Genomic DNA, 17,946 nt, shown 5'->3' with positions numbered 1-17,946 from the left:
CACCTACACTTCAAGCAAGTTTATATCTCGAAGCCAATTGATCTCTCGAAAATACGCGCAAATTTTATACATGAATGTTTTACTTGGATAGCAAAATAACGTAACTGCATCACACGCTTGCAGAAGCTCTATATTTGTTTGCTGAAATCCGTCAAAGCTAACGCGCAATAGTTTTCTTCAACGGATTTACATTAACCCGACATCATTTAAGATGCACGCTGAGCATCACAATACGCTTTTAAACACGGAGAAAAAAATAAGCTGCCGCGATAAAACCCTTGTATGGTTTTCAGCATCACCAATAACCAAAGCGTACAGAGCAAAACCGCAAAAAAAGTGCCACACTGTTGGATAGCGTGTAACTGCGTTTGTTCCGCCAAATGGATGACCGCCAAACTAAAAACCCCGAATGGAAATGTCATCGCCCACCACCCGAGATTAAAGGGTAAATCTCGCAAATGTTTTAGCGTGATGAGTATAGCGATTCCAAACCACCATACACCAAATCCGAGTAGAACAAGGGCTGCGAACACACCGCCTTGAAGTAATACCTGTCCTAAATCTGCCAAGTCTACCGCTGTCAAAATACGCGGGGCTTGCTCTCCCAAAAGTAACAGCGCTAAAGCCCCTGTCCCAATCGGTCCTAAGGCCAACCAACTGCTGATTGCCATCTCCTTGCTTGGTAATTGATGTAAAGCCAGACGCAGCAACAAAATGCTTAAGATGGCAAATGCTGGAAATACTGAGATCCCCCAAAGCAAATAACTCCCCAGCAAAATATGGACAGCATGGGCCTGTGCAGGTAAATGCGCCAACAATAAACCGCCTGAACTGGCAGCCACCTCGCAAGCCACTATCGGCAATAACCATACTGCGGTCATGCCTTGCAGCGCATGTTGCTGACGACTAAACATCAGAAATGGGACACACCATGCAATCGCAATTGCCATCAACACATCGACATACCATAAATATTCAGCCCAAGTGATGATGCTTACGCCGAAAAACTCAGTGTAAAGCGTGGTGCCAAATTTCAATGCACCATTGATCAGGGTTGCCAGTGCCATGGGGATTGCCCCCAGAAATAAACTCATCACCGGATGCTGGAAAATCTGCTTGGCTTCTTGTGGGTATAAGATCCATCGGCTGAGATACATGCCACTAAACAATATGAATAACACGATGCTGATCTGCCACAGCGCTGCTCCAAAGGACCACATCCACTGCTGCCCCAACGCTATAGATGGTAAAATGAGGGCCACCACACCTGTGCCCATCACCACCGTAAACCAGTTTGGGGTGAAATGACGAATCAAGTCTTGTTTATGCTGGAGTTGATAAAATGGCATTTTCATCGCATGATGCTCATCAAAATGGAATGTCTATAGTTTAAGCACACCATTAAATAAGAAAAATTGATTAATATTTATTTTTATAATTTATTTTACTGATAATAAATTCATCTCTGCATAAAAAAACTTGAGTAAAAACACAACAACAAGACGAACGCAGAAGATTATGGCAATATATAGCCCTCAAACATTTTCAACAATTGATTCGCCCATGAAGCTGCTCCGTCTGAATGCTTTAGCGCCCCACTTAGAACTCCCCAAAACTGCCGTGACCATTGGCAATTTTGATGGCGTACATTTGGGTCATCAAGCGATGGTCAGCCAGCTCAAAGACATAGCACAGCAACAAAACTTAAAAACAGCTGTGATGATTTTTGAGCCACAACCGCTTGAATTCTTTAAAGCTTATGATGCACCGCCTCGAATCAGTTCACTACGTGAAAAAGTCGAATATTTAACTGGACTGGGCGTCGACTATATTGTGGTGGCGAAATTTGACAATGCCTTTCGTAATCTCAGCGCCGAAGAATTTGCCGATATTTTAAAAAATAAACTCAATACACAAAGTTTAGTTTTGGGCGAAGATCATCACTTTGGCAAAAACCGTCAAGGCAATAGCGAATTTTTACGCCAATACGGCTTCCAAGTCACAGCCCTGCAAAATGTCGAAGTCGATGGCGAACGTGTCAGTTCAACACTGGTTCGTCAGACATTACAAGCAGGCGACCTTGCCCATGCCGCAAAACTTTTAGGTCGTCCATATAGCATCACAGGTCGTGTGCAGTATGGCGATCAAATCGGTCGCACGATTAATTTTCCTACCATTAATGTGCGTTTAAACCGTCATAAACCTTGTTTAAATGGCATTTATGCAGTCGATGTCATTTGTGAAACTGAATCTTTAACAGATAAAGTAAAAAGCGAAAATGCTGACAAATTAGGGGTTGCAGGTTATGCACCCTCTGCCCTGTTTGGTGCAGGGCATGTTGGTACGCGTCCCGCGATTAAACAGGAACATCCTGAATGGCGATTAGAAGTACATTTTCCTGATGTTTCTGCTAATCTGTATGGCCTGTTAATGCGGGTGACGTTCTTGAACTTTTTACATGGCGAAAAGGACTACCCTTCGCTTGAAGCATTGAAAGCAGGAATTGATGATGACGTCGAAAAGCTCCTTGAGTTTCGAGGTCAGCACCCTCATTTCCCCTTTTAAACCCCGATTATTTATTGTAAAACGCGTCAGTCAACGGGCTGATAAATTTGGAAGACAACTTGCATGAGCGATAAGCAAACTCCTGAAAATGCAGTGGATTATAAAGCCACGCTAAACCTCCCAGGTACTGAATTTGCGATGAAAGCAAATCTCGCAGTACGTGAAGCGAAATGGTTAGAAGAGTGGTATGCCGACAACATTTATCAGCAGATTCGTGCATCGCGTATTGGCAAGAAAAAATATGTGCTTCATGATGGCCCTCCATACGCAAATGGCCAAATTCACTTAGGCCATGCGGTGAATAAAGTCCTCAAAGACATCATCATCAAAAGCCGTGTAATGGACGGTTTTGACGCACCGTATGTACCAGGCTGGGACTGTCATGGTCTTCCAATCGAACTGAAAGTTGAAGAAAAAGTCGGTAAAGTCGGCGTAAAAGTAGATGCCTCAACTTTCCGTAAAGCCTGCCGTGAATATGCTTACACCCAAGTCGAATTACAGAAAAAAGACTTCGTGCGTATGGGCGTATTTGGTGATTGGGACAATCCTTACCTCACCATGAACTTCAAACAAGAAGCCGACATCGTTCGTTCGCTCGGTGAAATTGCTAAAGCAGGCCATATTGAGCCGGGTCTTAAACCTGTAAACTGGTGTTTGGACTGTGGTTCTGCCTTAGCTGAAGCTGAAGTAGAATACGAAGACAAAAAATCAGATGCGATTGACGTTGGTTTTAACGTTGTTGATTTAGCTGATTTATCTGCACGCCTAGGTGTTACAGTTAGCGATTCTACAGATATCGTAATCTGGACAACCACGCCTTGGACTATGCCTGCCAACCAAGCGGTTGCTCTACATGCTGAGCTTGAATACCAATTGGTGAAAGCAACTGGCGAAGACAAAGCAGCGCAAAACTTCATCCTTGCAAAATCATTAGTTGAATCTGCAACGCAGCGTTATGGCTTTAACGCAGTTGAAGTGATTGCTGAGTTTGCTGGTGCAAAACTTGAAAACCTAGTACTACAACATCCGTTAATTGCTGAACGCCAAGTACCAGTAATCTTAGGTGAGCATGTCACAGACGGCAGTGGTACAGGTGCTGTACATACCGCGCCAGGCCATGGTGTGGACGACTATAAAGTTGGCTTACAGTACAACCTAAAAGTCGACAATCCAGTTGGCGGCAACGGTGTGTATTTACCAACTGCGCCAATTTTTGCAGGCGAACACATCTACAAAGCTAATCCAAAAATCATTGCTGCTTTAACCGAAGCAGGCAAACTTTGGGCACATGTGGTGATCAAACATAGCTATCCACATTGCTGGCGCCATAAAACACCGATTATCTTCCGTGCAACACCGCAATGGTTCATCAGCATGGATGCAAAAGGTTTACGCCAAGGTGCATTGAACGCGATTGAAAATGACATCAGCTTCGTACCGGATTGGGGTAAAAACCGTATCCAATCGATGATTGAAGGTCGTCCAGACTGGTGTATCTCACGTCAACGTACATGGGGCGTGCCAATTCCATTCTTCGTGCATAAAGACACCAACGAACTTCACCCGCGTACGCCTGAGCTGATCGAAGAAGTGGCGAAGCTGATTGAACAAGAAGGTATTGACGGCTGGTATAACCGTGATGCGTCTGAGTTTATCGGTGCAGATGCAGAGCAATACAATGCAGTTCGTGACACTCTAGACGTTTGGTTTGACTCTGGAACAACACACTTTGCAGTACTCCGTGAACGTGAAGAATTGCAAGACCCTGCTGACTTGTACCTTGAAGGTTCTGACCAACATCGTGGCTGGTTCCAGTCTTCATTGTTGACGTCTATGGCGATTAATAACCGCGCACCTTACAAAGGCTTATTGACTCACGGCTTCGTTGTTGACGAAAAAGGCCGCAAAATGTCGAAGTCGATCGGTAACGTGATCACTCCACAAGACATCATCAAAGACATGGGTGCAGATGGTCTACGTTTCTGGATCGCCTCTGCAGACTACCGTTATGAAATGACTGCGGGTAAAGAAATCTTCAGCCGTGCATCAGATGGTTACCGCCGTATCCGTAACACATTGCGTTTCTTGTTGGCTAACTTGAATGGCTTCAAACCATCGACGGATGCGTTGCCTGTTGATCAATTGATCGCACTGGATCAATACATCTTGCAACGTGCTGCGGAAGTACAGAAAACCATTCAGCAAGCCTATGAAGATATGAACTTCCATATCGTGACCAGCGCATTGACCAACTTCTGTATTAATGACTTGGGTGGTTTCTATTTAGACATCATCAAAGACCGTCAGTACACCACTAAGGCAGACTCAGCTGCGCGTCATTCTGCGCAAACTGCGTTGTATCACTTGGTTCAAGCATTTGTTCGTTGGATGTCTCCAATCTTGAGTTTCACCGCACAAGAAGCTTGGCCGCTAATTCCAGAGCAATCTGAGAAATATGTATTTACTGCGGAGTGGTATGACATTCCTGTAGCCTCTACAGCAAATTTAGTGACTGAAGCTGAATGGCAAACCTTGATCACCGTTAAATCTGCAGTGAACAAGTTTATTGAAGCTGCACGTACTGCAAAAACTGTGGGTTCAAACTTGTCTGCCAAAGTTGAACTTTGGGCCAATGCTGAGCTGAAAGCTGTTTTAGACAAATTCGGTGAAGAACTGCGTTTTGTCCTCATCACTTCTCAAGTGATTGTCAATGAGTTTGATGCAACGCAAGGTGAAGCCTCTGACCTTGATGGTTTAAATGTCAAAGTCTCTGCTGCTGATGGTGAAAAATGTGCACGCTGCTGGCATGTATTGCCAGATGTGAATACACATCACGAACATCCAGGTCTTTGTTCTCGTTGTATTATTAACCTTCCTACAGGTCAAGGCGAAGAGAGAAAATATGCCTAATCCACAAGAAAAAAAGGGCTTCTTTCAATTCTACCCACACAATTTAGTGTGGGTGGGCTTATCCATTGTTGCCATTATTTTGGATCAATGGACCAAATGGATTGCAAGTACACATCTGAACTACGCAGATCCTGTACCTGTCATGCCCTTTTTAAATTGGACATTACTACATAACTATGGCGCTGCCTTTAGTTTCTTGTCCGATGCCGGTGGATGGCAACGTTATTTCTTTACTTCACTCGCAGGACTTGTGTCTGTCATTTTTGTATTTTGGCTCATGCGTATGCCAAAAAACGTGAAAGTCCTTCCAATTGCCATTGCCCTGATTTTAGGCGGCGCAATCGGCAACTTAATTGACCGCGTATCTTTAGGCTATGTGGTGGATTTCATTCACGTGTATTACAACAACAGCCACTTTCCTGCATTTAATATTGCAGACAGTGCCATTACTTTAGGCACGATTCTGCTTCTTATCGATACGTTTTTCTTAGAAAAACACCGAATTCAACGTGCGGAAGCGCAAAATGACTGATTTTATCAATCCTAACGAGGAAACTCGTATTGAAGAAGGCTCTAAAGTAGACCTTCACTTTTCTGTTGCTATTGAAAATGGCGTAGAAATTGACAATACCCGTAGCCGTGCTGAACCTGTCAGCCTTGTCATGGGTGATGGCAGCTTATTACCGGGTTTTGAGAAAGCTTTATTCGGTTTACGTGCAGGTGACCGCCGTACTGTGAGCCTTCCTCCTGAAGATGCTTTTGGTCCATGGAACCCAGAAAACGTACAAAAGTTTGATACTGTCAAATTTGAGCAACGTCCTGTTGAAGGCCATATGATTGAGTTTGAAGATAAAGCCAAACAAAGTCTGTATGGAGTAATCAAAACCGTCGGTGAAGACATTACCGAAGTGGATTTCAACCACCCTCTAGCTGGTAAAAATATCACCTTTGAAGTTGAAATTTTCAAAGTGACCCCTGCCGGTCAACAAGGCGTGAAACTGATCTAAGTTTCAGCAAATAAAAAGCTCCTTCGGGAGCTTTTTTTATCACTATTTTTATAACTATCAATCGACTCGATACATTTTCTGTATATGCAACGGACCGTTTTCATATTAATTTAATGCAAGACTTTAAAACAAGACAGGAAATACGATGAAACTTCATATTATTGTCGGCAGTGTCCGCGAAGGCCGTACGGCAATTAAGATTGCCAACTGGCTACTTTCAGAAATCGAAAGCTATGACTACAGTACCGTAGAAACTGAAATTGTCGATTTAAAAGAATGGGATCTGCCTATTTTTGCAGGCGCACATCCACCATTAACCGGGATTTATGACCAACCCAAACAACAAGCATGGGCAGATAAAATCGCACAAGGTGACGCATTTATTTTCATTAGCCCTGAATATAACCACGGCTACAGCCCTGCGCTCAAAAATGCATTGGATTACCTCGGTAAAGAATGGGCCGGAAAACCTGCGGCATACGTTAGCTATGGTGGCACCAATGGTTCACGTTCGATTGATCAAATTCGCCAAGTGGCAACCCAATTGGGCTTAATTGACAGTAATGCTGTGGTTGAAATTCGTGACATTTTCACGCGCAATCAAACAGATAAATTTGAACCGAATGAATTTGACAACAAAGCGGTTAAAGGGATTTTCAAAAAATTACTGCAATATGTGAGTGCTTAATTCTTGCCGTTCGCGTGATAGATGCCACCTTTTATAGGTTCAGGCTTAGATTATTTTCAGCAGATGGCAGCTATACGCCATGCATCATCCACGATAAAGTTAAAGCATACAGAGACAGGACGTCACTGAACATAAAACAACAATGATAAGACCAAGCAGGAAGCTTACGGTAAGACAGGAGTTATACCGCTAGAATGAATCTGAAAAAGCCCCAACAGGACGTTGGGGCTTTTTCATTTCGTTCTGTATGCTTAATCATAATGAAGCCCACCTAGGTAGGCTCCTTCTAATCATTGCGATATAGAATATTATCTTGCTTTCGACACATCCACAATTAATCGTGTTGCCAAATACAAACGCGGAATAATACTGTCTTTTAAAATATATTCTGCATTGCTTGAGTGAGCCCCATCTCCTGATAATCCCATTCCCTCAATTACAGCAGCTTTCGACTTTACTCCAGCAAAAGCAGCATCAGTACCGCCTCCTGTTGGAGTCAAAGAAACAGTCAATGGAATGTTTAACTCATTTTTATAGATGTCTTGCGCTTTTTCAGCCAACTTTTTAGAGGGATCATTTACAGCCAACGGTGGACGGCGGACTTCAAATTTCACACTGACTTGGCTATCTGATAACTTTTTATTTTTGATTTTCTCATTTAACGTTTTTTCAACGGCCTCAAAGTCTTGGACACGTAGTGCTCTGACATCCGCCTGTGCAGCAGCATGTTCTGGAATGACATTGCGTGTTTTACCCGCTTCCGCCACAGTCCAATTCAGCTTTAACCCAGTGTTAGGATCAGATAGATTTTGCATTTGTGCGATTTGGTGAGAGAGCTCAGTGAGTGCATTCACCCCTGCCTCAGGTTTCACACCGGCATGTGAAGATTTTCCTTTAATTTCTAAATAGGCTGCGCCAATGCCACTGGTTGCCAGACGTAAGTTACCATCTTTACCGCCCCCTTCAAAAGACAACACCACATCCTGATCTTGTGCTGTTTCTGTAATCAACTTACGTGAGGCAGGTGAGCTGATTTCCTCATCTGAATTCATCAAAACAGTGATCGTGCCATAGTCTTTATAATTCAATTTTTTAAGGGTATTCAAAACATGCAAAATTGCAGCTACCCCTTGTTTATCATCAATGATACCTAAGCCATAGACCTGATTACCGTCAATTTTAAACGGTTGGTTTTTAAGCATTCCCCGTTCATAAACCGTATCCATATGCGCGATCATCATGATTTTACTTTTACCTTGACCTTTCAATACCCCTTTAACTATTGGTCCCATTTTCTCAGGTGTATCGTCCATGCGATAAATATCTGTACTTTCGATCACACTCACTTCAGCACCGACATTCTTCAACTGATCTGCCACCACTTTGGCCATTTGATTCAGGCCTTCAAGATCCTTACTGCCGGATTCAATATTGACCAAGGTTTTCAAGGTCTCTAAATAACTTTGCTTTTGACTTTCCGCAATTTGCATAATCTCTTGTGGAGATGCTGCCCAACTTGCTGAAGCACTAAGCGCAATGACGCAGCCTAATGCAAGCTGAAGTTTTGATGTCGTCCGTTGTTGTGTAAGTGTTCTTAGCATCGATCTTATTCCCTGTATATTTTTCATTATGAATTTTTAATGTCTGATAAATTAATTCACCATTCAACCAATTAATCGCAAAAATATGTAACACCGCTGATAAAGCTTTTTGTCACTTCAAAACTAGCTTCCTGCTGTTTTAAAAGCGGTTTAGATCAATTTGGATGCATAGATCTAGTGGTCTAGAGCCTAGATGCTGTGCAATACATTGACGCGACGGACAGAATGATAATTTAGGTGTTGTACGTTTTGGCTTACATCAGATGCGGATAATAGACACTATTCACGTTATTGGATTACTTTTATATTAAGGTCATACAGCGACAGGATGTCACTGAACATAAAACAACAATGATAAGACAATGAGCAGGAAGCTTAACGGTAGGACAGGAGTTATACCGCTAGAATGAATCCGAAAAAGCCCCGACAGGATGTCGGGGCTTTTTTCGTTTAGGCGATGTGAAAGCAACATTCCATGTATTTGCACAGACTAAACATCCACCTGAAAACCTAAATCGACATCACAGGCGGCTTGACCACCTCGTATCCCCCAATTTTCTAGCGGGCTTTCACGTAAGGTAATGATGATATGGTCGGCTGGAATGCCAAATTCCACCAAATTATGCACCAACATTTGATATAACTTACGCTTGGTTGCTACGGTTCGTCCCGCAAAACAATCAATGGTGATATGTGTAAAACGCTCAGGCTGCGTCAAATGATCAAACACCTGAAACCGATGTGGCGCATGCACTTGCAAACGTATATTGCGGTCATATCGAGGCAATTGAAAACTCTGTTGTATGGCGTCAAAGACAGCATTTATCAGCTGTTGCTCTTGTTCTATGCTGTATTGCATCCGTATATCGATTTGTGTTGCAGGCATGCGCGAAACTCATTGTTGTTATATTCATCACTACACTAGCAGGATTTAGCGATGTTCTGCTGTAGGCATTTACCTACAGCGCTTGCAGTATTTACGGCTATGGCTTTAACAGCAACGCGCCTATAGTAAGAACATACAGAGACAGGATGTCTTGCAATAAAAATAAATAATGCACATGCAGCAGGAACGCTGATCGGTATGACAGGAGTCATATCTTTAGAATGAATCTAAAAAGCCCTCGATAGGATGTCGAGGGCTTTTTTCATGTCGTCATTCATTCAGCGATCACACTCTATTCGTCGAAAAATCGCAATTTATCAACAATACTTACATCGCAACAGTAAAACTGTACTTATAATCGGCAGAGAATTTAGACAGAATAACGGCTGCGAGTTCAGCAGCTCGAACTGTCAGCGCTTAGGGATTAGGCGACAACAATAAAAATTGAATTAAAAAATTAGAGAATGACCTATGCAATTGCAACAGCAACAACTGAATAGTTTTACCCGCATTTTTCATGCCGCTCCAGAACACAATAGCCCGCAAGATCTTGCACAATATATTGGCGCGCATCGACAAGAGCTTTTACAACAAATCCATGAAAATGGCATCTTACTGTTTCGTGGTTTTAACATCGAACAACCCGAACAATTTAACCAACTGATTGAACAATATTTTCAGTTTACCCCATGGAATGCATTTAACCCCAATATGCCCAGCTGGGTTGCATCATGGATGCGAAAATACAGCGAGAAATTGCTCGGCGCAGGTGACTACCGTCGTTATATCGACCGCAACACAGTGCAATTGGGTCCAGTCGAAAACTCGGTACAAGGCCCGCATGTTGAAGGTGGCGTGCGCTCAGAACGCTCGCGTTATATCGCCTTATTCTGTCAGGAACCTTCGACGTATTTGGCAGAAACTGGGTTCAATAACTTAGAGCAAATTTGGGAGAATTTTCCGAAACATTTACAGGAAAAATATCTCGGCGCATGGAACCATTTTTCTTATGTTTCGGCACGTGAGGTGGGACTATTTGACCGATTATTGCTGAAAAAGAGCCCGTTTAGTTTAGAGATTCGACAAGATAAAAAAGCCAAACTGACCTTGCAGCGTTCGCCACTGGTGATTCATCACCCCGATACGAAAAAGCATGTGATTCAGCCGTGGGCTTTTGCCAATAATACCAATTCATTTGCCCATCAGGCGGCCAAAAATTGCTTTGAAAATCGCGGGGAGATTGAAATCGATTCAACGGCTGACGGCATGCAACTAACATGGGAAATTTACACGCCAGAAGGTCAACAAATTGAATGGAACGATGCCGAAAAGCAGCAATTTTTTGATGCGATGTATAAAGATGCCCTGCTTTTACAGTGGCATAAAGGTGATGTTGCGATCGTCGATAATATTAAAATTGCGCATTGGCGGATGAATGGAGAACAGGGAAATCGTAAATTGATTCAAATTCAAGCCAATGCATTTAATGCCGATGAGCACTATGCGGCTTAGCTGACGTATTTAAAATTCGTGTAGGCCTATATGTGAGAAGCCCCGTAGGGGCTTTTTTTTATTTTTTGAATTTTTTGTTTATTTTTTAGCCACTATTTCGGCTCAATTTTGAATAACCATGCCTTTTCTCCATCTTCAATGCCCCAAATACTGCCGTCTTTGGCTTCAATTAGTCCTCGAATACGCTGTGGCATGGCAATTCGTTGTATTTCTTGGACAGGTTTAAGCTCTGTATCAACAATCACAATCGCTTCTGAAGATAAGCCACCAATCAACGCTTTATTTTTCCACAACGGGAACTTTTGCCCTTGGTAAAACATCAAACTTGACGGTGAAATCACCGGTGTCCAACTGATAGCAGGCGCTTCAAATTCAGGCCGAGTATGATGATCAGGAATCGGTTGATCATCATAATGATCGCCATTCGATACATGCGGATAGCCATAGTTTTTCGCACGCTGCACGAGATTTAACTCATCACCGCCTTTCGGGCCCATTTCGGCCACCCACAGCTGCTGTTTTGCATCAAATGCCATGCCTAAAGGGTTACGGTGCCCGAAACTCCAGACTTGCTTTGCAACCTCGCCTTGGGTCTGAAATGGATTATCCGCAGCAGGTGTTCCATCACTATTTAAGCGCAGCACTTTACCCAAATTTGACTGTAGATCTTGTGCAGGATCAAACTTTTGACGTTCGCCCGAACTCACCCATAATTTTCCATCTGTACCAAACTGCATTCGGTGTGAATAATGGCCTTGACCTTCTGCTTTTGGAATTTGCCTCCAAATAATTTTCCGCTGTTTTAAACTTGGTGCAGCTTCATTGAGGTTTAATGTGGCTTTTTCGATGACAGCGCCATAACCGCCCTGTCCGGCTTCTGCATAGCTCAAGTATATCTGATGATTTTTTTCAAACTGTGGATCGAGTGCAATATCACCTAATCCGCCTTGTCCGCCATAGGCTACTTTGGGAAGGTTTTTCACCTGTATTTTCTGCTGATTTTGCGGGTTAAAGATGATCAGCTGGCCTTTTCTTTCTGTCAGCAATAAACGGCCGTCTGTAAGCGGCTGGATGGCCCAAGGCTCATTAAATTGAGCGATTTTTTGTATTTTAAAGCGCTGTTCTTGCTGGATTTGTGCCGATTTTTGAGCTTGGCTTGGTGTTTGATCTTGTGCTGTAGTTGTGGTGTTTTCCGCATGGCATGCGGCTGTCATCAAGATACCGACGATGAGGCTAGGCGTTCGAAAATATTGTATACATTGTTTCATTTACTGTTCCCTTCCCTTTTATAATCATTTGATTCTAATCAATTAATCAGATGATTTTTCTTTGGAAAGGTAACAGAATAATTTTGTACGTTTTGGCTTACATGACATGCAGAAAATTGCTGCTATTCAATTTATTCAAACAGGCCTAATCTACAGTTATCAGGAAACAGGAAGTTTCCGAAACACCAAAACAATAAGAATAGTTTCTGCATCAGGACGTGAGATATGACATGGAGTTGTATCTAAAATACGAAATACGAAGAAAACCCCAACAGGATGTTGGGGTTTTCTTTTTCTAGCTGATTTTTAAAAGTTCGCTCTAATCTAGAACTTTCGCATAACATCTCTGTCAAAACTTCTTACAGTTTCCTGCGAAATTATTACATACCCAAATCCGTCAGCTTGTTAGCGTGGTAGACAATCCTCATTGCAAGGAGTCAATCATGACTTTAAAAGCTTTAGTGATAACGTCAAATGTCGGTGTTGAACATGATGAGCTGATTCAACCCTTAAATTATTTAAATGAAAAGGGAATTGAAGCCATTCATGCCGCTGTTAAACATGCTGCGGTCCAGACAGTAAAAGCAGACAAAAAGGTCGAAGCTGAAGTCCAACCCAATGCCCAATTGAGCAGCGTAAATGCTGAAGACTATGACGTGTTAGTAATTCCGGGCGGAACTGTCAATGCAGATCATCTACGGATCGATGAAGATGCGCTGCGGCTTATTCAAAACTTTGCTAGCCATCAAAAACCTATTGCTGCAATTTGTCATGGTCCTTGGGCGCTCATTAATGCTGAAAGAATTCGTGATAAAACTCTGACGTCTTATAAAAGCATTCGTTTGGATTTGGAAAATGCGGGTGCACATTGGGTCGATGAGCAGGTGCACCGCTGTAATACGGGCGGTTGGGTGCTCATTACTTCTCGCTGTCCAGATGACTTGCCTGCGTTTAATCAAGCGATTCAGCAGGAGCTTGAGCAACAGCAACAGCAACAGCAACAGCAACAGCAACAGCAACAGCAACAGCAACAGCAACAGCAACAATAATACTAAAATGAAAATACCCGCATATTGCATGCGGGTATTTTATAATGTTGATTCATAAAATATATGGCTTACAAATTTTTTAAGTACGCCACAACATCGTCATTGCCTGCCATTTCTGCAAGTTCTAAAGCGGTGTATTGGGTTTTGTGCTGTACGTCTGCACCTTTGCCTACCAATAGCTTCACTACGTCTAAATAGCCGTTTTCTGCGGCTGCATGCAGTGCGCTGTAGCCTTCGTCATCGGCAGAGTTTACGTCTGTGCCATTTGCCAAAGATTTTTCGACTTCTGCGAGTTCACCTAAAGATGCCCAGTACACCAGTTCAGGCAGATGCAGTTCTTCATCATCTTCAGGGATTGGGGAGAATGAGTTGAGTTTCATAATGACTTAAAAATTTATGTATTAACATCCATCTTACAAGTTCAAATTTTCAATTTCTATTGCATTTTATTTTGTATATTATCCAAACGAAATGACTGCTCTTTAATTTGCGACAACATTGAGTAATTTCCTACTACTGATAAACCTAAAGCACTAATTATTAACCAAGCAGACCAATTTGCTAGCTCAATAACATCTATATTCTCAATATCGGACCAATAAGCTCTATGTAAAGCTTTAGATCTTTTAGCATATAGTTTTTTTATTTTATTTTTCAACTCATTATAACTATTAACATCATAGATACCATAACCACCGTATACCAATATACAAGCAAGACCTTTTGCATTTGATTCAGATATTTTGGAATCAGTAATAGAAAAAAAACACTCAATACACGACCACAGCTTAATAAACTTCATAGTAGCATTATGATCTTTTGTAGCTTCACAATACCAATATACTGCTTTTATAATCGCATCCTCTACTTCAGTTTTTTCTTTGCACTGTAAAATATTAAAAAAAGAGTCAAAAAATAGATTTACCCTAAAATATTCTAATAGTTCAGAATCAATTTCTGCGATTGAAAAAGAAGGGAATGCAAAAGAAAAGCTATTATCTTCACACCTAGGTTTCCATTGCAAACGAGGTTGTCTCGATTTATGGGTTGATGACGAATTCAATACTTGAATTCTATAACTAAAGATTGATTTTTTATTGACTGTTTGAAAACATATATTTAAAAAGCTAGTTATTAAATTAGTTTTGTAATCAAACTTTTGTTGTACTTTTTTTTTACTTCCCTCTTCGCTGCCAATAATCCATAAATAATCTTTCATCATTTTATAAAAATTAGGATCATGTTTCCCATATGCTTCATTAAAAATAGATAAATCAGATGGAACGATCCTATATTTTCCACAGTTTAATATCTTAACATTCTTTAATTTCACCCCCTCACAACACATAAGATTATTATAAGTATGAATCTCGGTCTTTGATAACTTGTAAACATCATCCAACATATTGGCTAAATCTTTATTGTTCAAAAGGTAATCTGCATAAACTTTTTCCAAATTTAAAAAAACCTCAGAAAAAGTAATGTACTCTTCTAAGTCATAAAATGAGATTAATCTTTTTGTAATTGATCTTAGAATTAGCCTGGTATCTGTAGTAATGTAAATACTATTCTTTTCTGATAAACGAATTTCTTGCCCTAAAAGATCATCTAGATTTTTGATGTCTTCAATACTATTTATCTTTATAAAGGCTTTTTCTGAAAACAAAGAATTGATCATCCTTTGAAGAGTTCTTTTTTCTTTAGATCGGTTCATAAAAGAAATCTTTATTGAATTTTTCTGATTCTAATAATTATTCCAAACATATAAAAGCCCCCTTTCGGAGGCTTTTCTTTTTAAAGAATCATAACTTAAGCTTTGGCTGTAGTTGCCTCTTTAACATCAATTTTATCACTGTCGTTTTCATGCATGATCAATGCAACCGCGATCGCAGTAATCAGTACAGGTAAACCCACCGCCATAAAGTTGAAATGCGCAGGTAAGTTCATACCAAGTAAACCACCAATCAGAATCGGCCCTACAATCGCACCCATACGACCAATGGCAGAAGACCAACCAATTCCTGTCGAACGTACAGCAAGTGGGTAATACTGTGCCACATAGCTGTACAGCAGCATTTGCGAACCAATAGATGCAGCACCTGCCAAGAATACCAAAATGTATAGCAAGAACTGATTCGATTGGAAGCCCATCAAGCTCATCACAATCGCGCCCATCATACCCAAAACCATCAGCACAGGTTTTAAATGGAAACGGTCAGCCAAAATACCACCGCCAACAATACCCACAACTGCGCCCACGTTCATGACCATCATGAACATTAAGCTGTTATCCATAGAATAACCGGCTGCCATCATCAGTTTTGGTAACCAGCTGCTTAGCGCATACATGGTCAATAGGCACGTAAAGAACGCCACCCAAAACAGCAATGTATTTACGGCACGACCACGGCGGAACAAACTCACCACGTTAGCAGCTTCAGGTACATTTTCTTGCGGTAAAGTGAATACTGTATTTTCAGTCACTTTCACTTCAGGCGCTAAGCGCTTCACGATACTGCGGGCTTTTTCCTGTTTGTTTTCTTTCACCATAAATGCCAAAGATTCAGGTAAGAATTTCCAAATCACAGGTAAAAGGAAAAGTGGAATACCTGCAATAAAGAACATGATTTGCCAACCAAAGTCAGGGGTGAACCATGAACCTAAAAGTGCCGCCATCACACCACCGACTGCATAACCACTAAACATCGTCGTTACTAGTGTGCTACGCATCTTCTGCGGCGCGTATTCCGACGTTAAAGCCACAAGGTTAGGCATTACACCGCCAATCCCTAAACCAGCCAAGAAACGCAAAATACCAAATTCTGTTGGATTCGATGCAAAACCACCAGCAAAGGTCAAACCACTAAATAAAACGATACAGATCATGATGACTTTTTTACGGCCAATCTTATCTGCTAAAGAACCAAAGAACATGGCACCAAACATCATCCCTGCGAGCGCAGTACTGGCAAGCATCCCCGCTTGCATTGCACTTAAGCCCCAGTCTTGCATCAATAATGGTAAAACCACGCCATTAATCGCTAAATCGTAGCCATCAAATAAAATAATCAATAAGCACCAAGCCACTACATTGAAGTGGAACGGGGTAAATTTAGCCTTATCGACTACAGAATTTATGTCTATTTTTTCCGTTGTCATCGTTCTCATCTCCCATGAGTACTTGTCCATAACATTCATTGAATTTTTAAGTAAAATTCAACAGCCACGGAATATACGGAACAGTAATTTCTAGGGATATTAGACGTATGTTTAATAAATCGAATTGCTTATAAGTGCATGTTAATTGTGTTATTTTTCATGTTTTAGTTTAATTATTAAACATTATCAATATATGATTATTTAACTGATTTTTTTAAATAATAATATCCTAGTTTTTAGGTCTAATTCTTCTATTCTTTCATTAAACTTCAGAACGACACACCATCATTTAATTCTATCTTTAGTTTAGAAAAATTTTAAATGTCTAAAAAACAAACGTAATTACATCTTTAGAAAAGCTCGTTTGAACGCTCTTGATTGTTTTAAATGCATTGAGAGCACTGAGATTAAGCGATCACTAGCTAACAGCGAAATCGACGAGACGCATAATATGACTGTGCACCATTATGGTAGCTAAATACATGATAATAACGTCGGTCACAAAACAGTGCCGCGCCCTTTTGCCGAATATCAACTGGCGTTACAATCCAGCTCGAAGTCTTTAAATCAAAATGAAAAACTTGCTGTATCGCTCGATAGTCCTCTTCTGTCAGAAGCTGAGCACCGATGTCTCGAACCATGTCTATTACGTTATTTTTGGGAGGATGATCCTTCCGATTCTCCAAGGCATCACGGTCATAACATAAGCTTCGTCTAGGTTTTGGCGACTCTAAGCTGCAATCATAAAATATCAGGTCATGAGATTGCCGATTCAGCGTCACAATATCTGGCTCACCGCCTGTATTTTCCATTTCAATTAAAATTTTTAGTTTTGAGGACTGTGCTATCAATTGTTTTTTAACTTCATCCCAAAGCAATTCTGGATGACGCTGCATATTTGCCTAAAAGCGTTGCTGCAATATCTCTAAAATAAAGATTTCATCGAGATCTTGGAGCGTATGTATATTCTATTATTTTTATACATTGCAGACTGAATTTCACTATAAAGAATATAAGCTCACCTTGATGTAAATTTTTTGCGCTATTTAGCCTCATTCTTTTTAAATATCTCTAGTTTTCCTATTTTTGTGCTTTAGCTTTTTCTACTTTTATAACGTTCGTTTCCTTTTATCTTTTTACGAACACATAAAAAAACACCCCCAACGTTTAAGTTGGGGGTGTTTTCGAATAATGAGCTGGCGATGACTTACTCTCACATGGGTAACCCCACACTACCATCAGCGCTAAGAGGTTTCACTTCTGAGTTCGGGAAGGGATCAGGTGGTTCACTCTTGCTATTG

At 41.2% G+C, this 17,946-nt stretch carries 14 protein-coding genes, 1 rRNA gene and 1 pseudogene; 7 read left to right on the top strand and 9 right to left on the bottom strand.

Annotated features, from left to right (window positions below):
- Positions 1-206: 206 nt before the first annotated feature.
- The gene (locus tag FTT99_RS05255) at positions 207-1,355 is read right to left on the bottom strand and encodes a TDT family transporter (protein WP_180130512.1); all 1,149 of its coding nucleotides are present in this window, start codon (positions 1,353-1,355) and stop codon (positions 207-209) included.
- A gap of 208 nt (positions 1,356-1,563) precedes the next feature.
- On the opposite strand from FTT99_RS05255, the gene ribF reads away from it, so the two are divergent.
- From ribF to FTT99_RS05230, 5 genes are all read left to right on the top strand, one after another.
- A complete protein-coding gene (gene ribF, locus FTT99_RS05250) occupies positions 1,564-2,565 on the top strand; it encodes a riboflavin biosynthesis protein RibF (RefSeq protein WP_180009565.1) in 1,002 nt (333 codons plus the stop codon).
- Between the two features lie 63 nt (positions 2,566-2,628).
- Positions 2,629-5,475 carry an isoleucine--tRNA ligase gene (ileS, locus tag FTT99_RS05245; RefSeq protein WP_180130510.1) on the top strand — a complete coding sequence of 949 codons (2,847 nt, stop codon included), beginning with the start codon at positions 2,629-2,631 and terminating at the stop codon, positions 5,473-5,475.
- The gene (lspA, locus tag FTT99_RS05240; protein ID WP_078190655.1) at positions 5,468-6,007 is read left to right on the top strand and encodes a signal peptidase II; all 540 of its coding nucleotides are present in this window, start codon (positions 5,468-5,470) and stop codon (positions 6,005-6,007) included. The genes ileS and lspA overlap by 8 nt, the downstream gene beginning before the upstream one ends.
- Complete coding sequence (locus FTT99_RS05235) at positions 6,000-6,482, top strand: peptidylprolyl isomerase (RefSeq protein ID WP_078190656.1); 483 nt, start codon at positions 6,000-6,002, stop codon at positions 6,480-6,482. Before lspA ends, FTT99_RS05235 begins: the two co-directional genes overlap by 8 nt.
- Before the next feature lie 145 nt (positions 6,483-6,627).
- On the top strand, positions 6,628-7,170 hold the full coding sequence (locus FTT99_RS05230) for an NADPH-dependent FMN reductase (protein WP_180130508.1): 543 nt from the start codon (positions 6,628-6,630) through the stop codon (positions 7,168-7,170).
- Positions 7,171-7,478: 308 nt separating this feature from the next.
- Here the strand turns inward: FTT99_RS05230 and FTT99_RS05225 are convergent, their stop codons facing one another.
- Positions 7,479-8,771, bottom strand: a complete 1,293-nt coding sequence (locus tag FTT99_RS05225) for a glutamate carboxypeptidase (protein ID WP_180130506.1) — start codon at positions 8,769-8,771, stop codon at positions 7,479-7,481.
- Positions 8,772-9,261: 490 nt separating this feature from the next.
- Positions 9,262-9,657: a tautomerase family protein gene (locus FTT99_RS05220; protein ID WP_180130504.1), complete on the bottom strand. Its 396-nt coding sequence runs from the start codon at positions 9,655-9,657 to the stop codon at positions 9,262-9,264.
- 471 nt (positions 9,658-10,128) lie between these two features.
- On the opposite strand from FTT99_RS05220, the gene FTT99_RS05215 reads away from it, so the two are divergent.
- A complete protein-coding gene (locus FTT99_RS05215) occupies positions 10,129-11,169 on the top strand; it encodes a TauD/TfdA family dioxygenase (protein WP_180130502.1) in 1,041 nt (346 codons plus the stop codon).
- Positions 11,170-11,261: 92 nt separating this feature from the next.
- On the opposite strand, the gene FTT99_RS05210 is transcribed toward FTT99_RS05215, so the two are convergent.
- Entirely contained in the window at positions 11,262-12,437 is a 1,176-nt protein-coding gene (locus FTT99_RS05210; protein WP_180130500.1) for a PQQ-dependent sugar dehydrogenase, read from the bottom strand.
- A gap of 443 nt (positions 12,438-12,880) precedes the next feature.
- Between FTT99_RS05210 and FTT99_RS05205 the strand changes: the two genes are divergently transcribed.
- Positions 12,881-13,486: a type 1 glutamine amidotransferase domain-containing protein gene (locus FTT99_RS05205; protein WP_180161297.1), complete on the top strand. Its 606-nt coding sequence runs from the start codon at positions 12,881-12,883 to the stop codon at positions 13,484-13,486.
- A 68-nt stretch (positions 13,487-13,554) separates the two neighbouring features.
- On the opposite strand, the gene FTT99_RS05200 is transcribed toward FTT99_RS05205, so the two are convergent.
- From FTT99_RS05200 to rrf, 5 genes and pseudogenes are all read right to left on the bottom strand, one after another.
- Positions 13,555-13,866: an ankyrin repeat domain-containing protein gene (locus tag FTT99_RS05200; protein WP_180161295.1), complete on the bottom strand. Its 312-nt coding sequence runs from the start codon at positions 13,864-13,866 to the stop codon at positions 13,555-13,557.
- Between the two features lie 56 nt (positions 13,867-13,922).
- The gene (locus FTT99_RS05195; RefSeq protein ID WP_180161293.1) at positions 13,923-15,200 is read right to left on the bottom strand and encodes a HEPN domain-containing protein; all 1,278 of its coding nucleotides are present in this window, start codon (positions 15,198-15,200) and stop codon (positions 13,923-13,925) included.
- Between the two features lie 95 nt (positions 15,201-15,295).
- Positions 15,296-16,645: an MFS transporter gene (locus tag FTT99_RS05190; protein ID WP_180107421.1), complete on the bottom strand. Its 1,350-nt coding sequence runs from the start codon at positions 16,643-16,645 to the stop codon at positions 15,296-15,298.
- A gap of 422 nt (positions 16,646-17,067) precedes the next feature.
- A pseudogene (locus FTT99_RS05185) lies at positions 17,068-17,610 on the bottom strand (DUF4256 domain-containing protein).
- Between the two features lie 229 nt (positions 17,611-17,839).
- A 5S ribosomal RNA gene (gene rrf, locus FTT99_RS05180) occupies positions 17,840-17,946 on the bottom strand; the annotation flags it as partial.

It is taken from the genome of Acinetobacter sp. YH12040 (assembly GCF_013420005.1).
In the GTDB taxonomy this organism is placed as follows: Bacteria; Pseudomonadota; Gammaproteobacteria; order Pseudomonadales; family Moraxellaceae; genus Acinetobacter; species Acinetobacter amyesii.
Note: the sequence above shows the minus strand (reverse complement) of the source record. Positions and strands in the feature narration are given on the sequence as shown.

Bases quoted from the DNA above. Each gene is read 5' to 3' on its own strand.
- FTT99_RS05255 (WP_180130512.1), bottom strand. From the start codon at position 1,355: ATGAAAATGCCATTTTATCAACTCCAGCATAAACAAGACTTGATTCGT.
- ribF (WP_180009565.1), top strand. From the start codon at position 1,564: ATGAAGCTGCTCCGTCTGAATGCTTTAGCGCCCCACTTAGAACTCCCC.
- ileS (WP_180130510.1), top strand. From the start codon at position 2,629: ATGAGCGATAAGCAAACTCCTGAAAATGCAGTGGATTATAAAGCCACG.
- lspA (WP_078190655.1), top strand. From the start codon at position 5,468: ATGCCTAATCCACAAGAAAAAAAGGGCTTCTTTCAATTCTACCCACAC.
- FTT99_RS05235 (WP_078190656.1), top strand. From the start codon at position 6,000: ATGACTGATTTTATCAATCCTAACGAGGAAACTCGTATTGAAGAAGGC.
- FTT99_RS05230 (WP_180130508.1), top strand. From the start codon at position 6,628: ATGAAACTTCATATTATTGTCGGCAGTGTCCGCGAAGGCCGTACGGCA.
- FTT99_RS05225 (WP_180130506.1), bottom strand. From the start codon at position 8,771: ATGCTAAGAACACTTACACAACAACGGACGACATCAAAACTTCAGCTT.
- FTT99_RS05220 (WP_180130504.1), bottom strand. From the start codon at position 9,657: ATGCCTGCAACACAAATCGATATACGGATGCAATACAGCATAGAACAA.
- FTT99_RS05215 (WP_180130502.1), top strand. From the start codon at position 10,129: ATGCAATTGCAACAGCAACAACTGAATAGTTTTACCCGCATTTTTCAT.
- FTT99_RS05210 (WP_180130500.1), bottom strand. From the start codon at position 12,437: ATGAAACAATGTATACAATATTTTCGAACGCCTAGCCTCATCGTCGGT.
- FTT99_RS05205 (WP_180161297.1), top strand. From the start codon at position 12,881: ATGACTTTAAAAGCTTTAGTGATAACGTCAAATGTCGGTGTTGAACAT.
- FTT99_RS05200 (WP_180161295.1), bottom strand. From the start codon at position 13,866: ATGAAACTCAACTCATTCTCCCCAATCCCTGAAGATGATGAAGAACTG.
- FTT99_RS05195 (WP_180161293.1), bottom strand. From the start codon at position 15,200: ATGAACCGATCTAAAGAAAAAAGAACTCTTCAAAGGATGATCAATTCT.
- FTT99_RS05190 (WP_180107421.1), bottom strand. From the start codon at position 16,645: ATGACAACGGAAAAAATAGACATAAATTCTGTAGTCGATAAGGCTAAA.